We start from the raw sequence: 3,685 nt of genomic DNA, 5'->3' as shown, positions 1-3,685 counted from the left end.
CTGCTGGAGACCTTCGTCGATCCGCGCTGCTTTACCGGCACCAGCGATCGAGACGCCAACTGCCCGGAGGTCAGGCAGACGCGCGAGTATCGACGCACGCGCGCCGACTACAGCGACCGTGCCGATGGCGCCAAGCGCGTCTTTGTTTGTCCCTTGATCGCGCGCGCCCAGGCACGTCTGGCCCATCCAATGCGCGATCCTCTTGACCACGACGGAGCCCCGAAACTGATGTTGAGTGCCAAGCAGATGCGTTCGCTTCCTGAGTTCTTTGCCGATGTGCCCGATCCACGTCGCAGCCAAGGTCGGCGCCATCCCTTGCCGGCGGTGCTCGCCATCGCCGCCGGTGCGGTGTTGTGCGGGGCGCGTGGCGATAAGGCGATCCCCGCCTGGGCGAAGGATCTTGGCCAGGCCGCCCGTGCGCGCTTTGGCTGCCGCTATCGTCACGGGCGCTACGAGGTCCCGAGCCGCACCCGCATTCGCGATATGCTCACGCGGGTTGATCCCGGCGCCCTCGATCAGGCGGTGCAGGGCTGGAATGCGCAGCTGGCCGCCGACGACGAGGGCTTGGCCATTGATGGCAAGACAATGTGCAATGCGATCGACGCTGAGGGACGCCAGACCCATATCCTCGGTGTCGTCGGACATCAAACGCAGCGCTGTCACACCCAAAAAAAAGTCGCCTCTCTGCCTGTCGATGGCAGCGATGAACTCAAGCGTACCAACGAGATCGGGATGGCGATCCCGGTGCTCGAACCGCTCGACATCGCCGGCAAGACCATCACCGCCGACGCCCTGCTCACCCAGCGCAAGCTCGCCGAGTATCTGGTCGAACGCGGTGCGCATTTTCTCTTCACCGCCAAGGACAACCAACCGACGCTCAGCGCCGATATCCGCCTGCACTTCGCCGAGCGCGCCGAGGCGGATTTCCGTGAGCCTTGGTCCCTGCACCACGGGCGCCTCGAACGTCGTTCCATTTGGACCTCGACGGCGCTGAACGCCTCTCTCGACTTCCCCCACGTCGGTCAGATCTTCGCCATTGAGCGACACACCATCGAGAAGAAGACCGGCAAGGTCTCCATCGAGACGGTCTACGGTGTCACTGATCACACCCCCGACAGCGCCGATCCCGCGCGTCTACTTGGCTTTAACCGTGGGCACTGGGGTGTCGAGGCTCATCACTGGATCCTTGACTGGAACTGGGACGAGGATCACTGCACCATCCGCACCGGCCACGGACCCGAAAACATCACCCGCCTGCGCCGCTTCGCCATCGGGCTGATCAAAGCGAAATCGAACGATTCCGTCTCGGCAACCATTGACAAACTCGCCCGTAAAGTCCGTCGTGTCTTCGACTATCTGGGCATGACGGCAAACTCCGCTCCCCGCGCCGCCCAATCAGCGCCTGCAGGTTAGAACGGATTTGCCGTGGCCGACGACTCTGGCCCGGTTGACATCGCCCACCTTGAAATAGGTGTGCAGGGCCTGGCCGATCTCCATGGCGGCGTCGCTGTGGTTTTCCGTGACCAGCGTGACCTGGAGGGCCTGACCCAGGGTGACCTCGATCCGCAACGCGAACGCAGACGGCCAGCGTTGACGGGTCTCGTCGGTGTCGGTCACACCCAAGACCAGCCGGACCGCGCCGTCCGCCGATCGATGGCTCCCGGTGACCTGCCACTGACGGTTGCGGACAAATCCATGCTGAGGACGGCCCAGCCCCTGCGGATCGGGGCCGAACCAGGGCCAGCACACCGGGATGCCGCCTTTGATGGCCTTGCCCGCCTGGTAGGCGGCCTGCTCGGAGACGAACAGCAGATCCTGCGCCGCGCCGGCCGGCACATAGCTCAAGACCTGACCGGCGTAGGTCGAGACCACCGCCGCTCCCCAGGAACACGCCAGGCGTGCCTGCACCAGTCCGCCGGGTCCGTTGAAGAAGACAAGGTGCTCGGCGAGTCCAAAGTCCGCGTTGAGTCGCTCGGATGTCATGGCGGGTCGCTCCTGGTTGAATCGGTCGGCATGCCCGATGGTGTTGGTGGAGGACAGTCTAGACCTTGCGCACAGGGAGGCTCGACGCTTCCAGTGTGCTGGTGCGCTCATCTTGAACGCTGCTCGTGATCGGACGACGTTTCTGCCCACTGCCCAGAAACGGTTCTTCCGCGAATAACCGTTGTTTGCTGACGCGGCGCGGGAAAGTCGGCATCGTTTTGCACACCGAAGCGACTGTCTCACCCGGAGCGAGCGACCCCGATGGCGACCCTGGAGCTGCCCCGTCACATCGACGATCCGCCGAACCTGCTGTTCTGGCGCATCGACGATGTCACGCCCTTCTTCCTGGTGCTGGTGATCGGCATCCTGGTCAATCAGCCGCTGATCTTCATCCTGCTCGGATGGGTGACCGTGCGCCTCTACGGCCGCTTCCGCGAGAGCCGTGCCGACGGCTATGCGTTGCACGCGCTCTACTGGATCGGCCTGATGCCGATGGGGCACCGCAGCACGCCCAACCCCTTCGTGCGGCGCTATCTGCCATGAGGCCGGGCGCATGAACCTGGTGCGCTTTCGCCAGACCTGGCAGCGCCTGGTCACCGAGAACCGCTTCCACCGCGGTCTCCTGATCGCGTTGTTCGCCACCAACCTGCTCACCCTCAGCGCGCTGCTGCAGGCCGAGCGCACCGTGGTCCTGGTGCCACCGATCCTCGAGAGTCAGGTCAATGTCGCGCGCGCCTCGGCCAGTCAGGAGGTCAAGGAGGCCTGGGGCCTCTTCGTCACCGAGCTGCTCGGCAACGTCACCCCGACCAATGCGCCCTTTCTGCGCCAGACGCTCGAGCCATTGCTCAGCCCAGGTCTGCGCCGCGCCGTCGCCGGAATCCTCGACGACCAGGTCGAGGCGCTCCAGCGCGACCGGGTGAGTGTGCGCTTTGCCCCCGAGCTGGTGCAGTACGAGGCCGGTACCGATCGCGTGCGGGTCAGCGGCAAGCAGGTCATCACCGGTCCCGGTGCCGATCCGGTGACCCGGCCCCGGACCTACGAGGTGCAGGTCGCCTTCCGCAACTACCGCCCGCTCATCACGTACCTGGATGCCTATCAGGATGCGCGTGAGCGCAAGCAACGCGGAGCGGATTCAACGGCAGACGTCGCCCCGGCGGCGTCGACCCAGTGACACCGCCCGGGCCGTCCATCCGCCCGATCGATCGAGGACTTGAGACATGCTGAGTTGCCGCCTGCCTGACCCCCGTGCTTCGGTGCTAACACTCGCGATGATCGTGGCGGTGCTCTTTGCGGTCATCGGCTCAGCCGTGGCGCAGCCCGAGGACATCGGCATCGAGCTGCCGCCGATCCCGGACGCCGTGCTCGCCGGTGAGTGGACCCTGGAACCGGACGACTGGGGTGGGCGCTTCCTGCGCGTGAAGGCGGAGTCGCCGGCTGAGCATCCGACCCACCTCGAGGTCGGCCCGGTGACGGTGCAGGCCACCATCGGCGTCAACCTCATCCTCGAGATCGCCATCGATCATCTGAACCGCATCCTCACCCCTTTCCCGAATCCGCAGGTGCGCACCGTCTCGGACGCCAGCACCAGTGTCGACGGCTCAGCCATCTATGTCGCCACTGGGAGTGAGACGCCGGTGACCCTCTTCGTCAGCGATGCCTCGGACCCCAACCATGCGCTGTCCCTGACGCTCGCCCCACGGCG

Annotated in this window: 4 protein-coding genes and 1 pseudogene; 4 read left to right on the top strand and 1 reads right to left on the bottom strand. The window is 65.4% G+C overall.

What is annotated here, in order from left to right; translation table 11 throughout:
• A partial coding sequence (locus G3480_RS25400; protein ID WP_164657001.1) for an ISAs1 family transposase occupies nucleotides 1-1,413 on the top strand: 1,413 nt, incomplete at its 5' end.
• Here the strand turns inward: G3480_RS25400 and G3480_RS25395 are convergent.
• The gene (locus tag G3480_RS25395; RefSeq protein ID WP_240906069.1) at nucleotides 1,396-1,983 is read right to left on the bottom strand and encodes an aldose epimerase family protein; all 588 of its coding nucleotides are present in this window, start codon (nucleotides 1,981-1,983) and stop codon (nucleotides 1,396-1,398) included. The two genes, G3480_RS25400 and G3480_RS25395, sit on opposite strands and share 18 nt — an antisense overlap.
• Nucleotides 1,984-2,244: 261 nt before the next feature.
• Between G3480_RS25395 and traL the strand changes: the two genes are divergently transcribed.
• The 3 genes and pseudogenes from traL to G3480_RS25380 all read left to right on the top strand — a co-directional run.
• Entirely contained in the window at nucleotides 2,245-2,526 is a 282-nt protein-coding gene (gene traL, locus G3480_RS25390; protein WP_164657000.1) for a type IV conjugative transfer system protein TraL, read from the top strand.
• A gap of 10 nt (nucleotides 2,527-2,536) precedes the next feature.
• Nucleotides 2,537-3,154 (top strand): TraE/TraK family type IV conjugative transfer system protein, encoded by a 618-nt coding sequence (locus tag G3480_RS25385; RefSeq protein WP_164656999.1) that lies wholly within the window; start codon nucleotides 2,537-2,539, stop codon nucleotides 3,152-3,154.
• Between the two features lie 46 nt (nucleotides 3,155-3,200).
• Nucleotides 3,201-3,685, top strand: a pseudogene (locus G3480_RS25380) (hypothetical protein); the annotation flags it as partial.

It is taken from the genome of Thiorhodococcus mannitoliphagus, assembly GCF_010915725.1.
In the GTDB taxonomy this organism is placed as follows: domain Bacteria; phylum Pseudomonadota; class Gammaproteobacteria; order Chromatiales; family Chromatiaceae; genus Thiorhodococcus; species Thiorhodococcus mannitoliphagus.
Note: the sequence above shows the minus strand (reverse complement) of the source record. Positions and strands in the feature narration are given on the sequence as shown.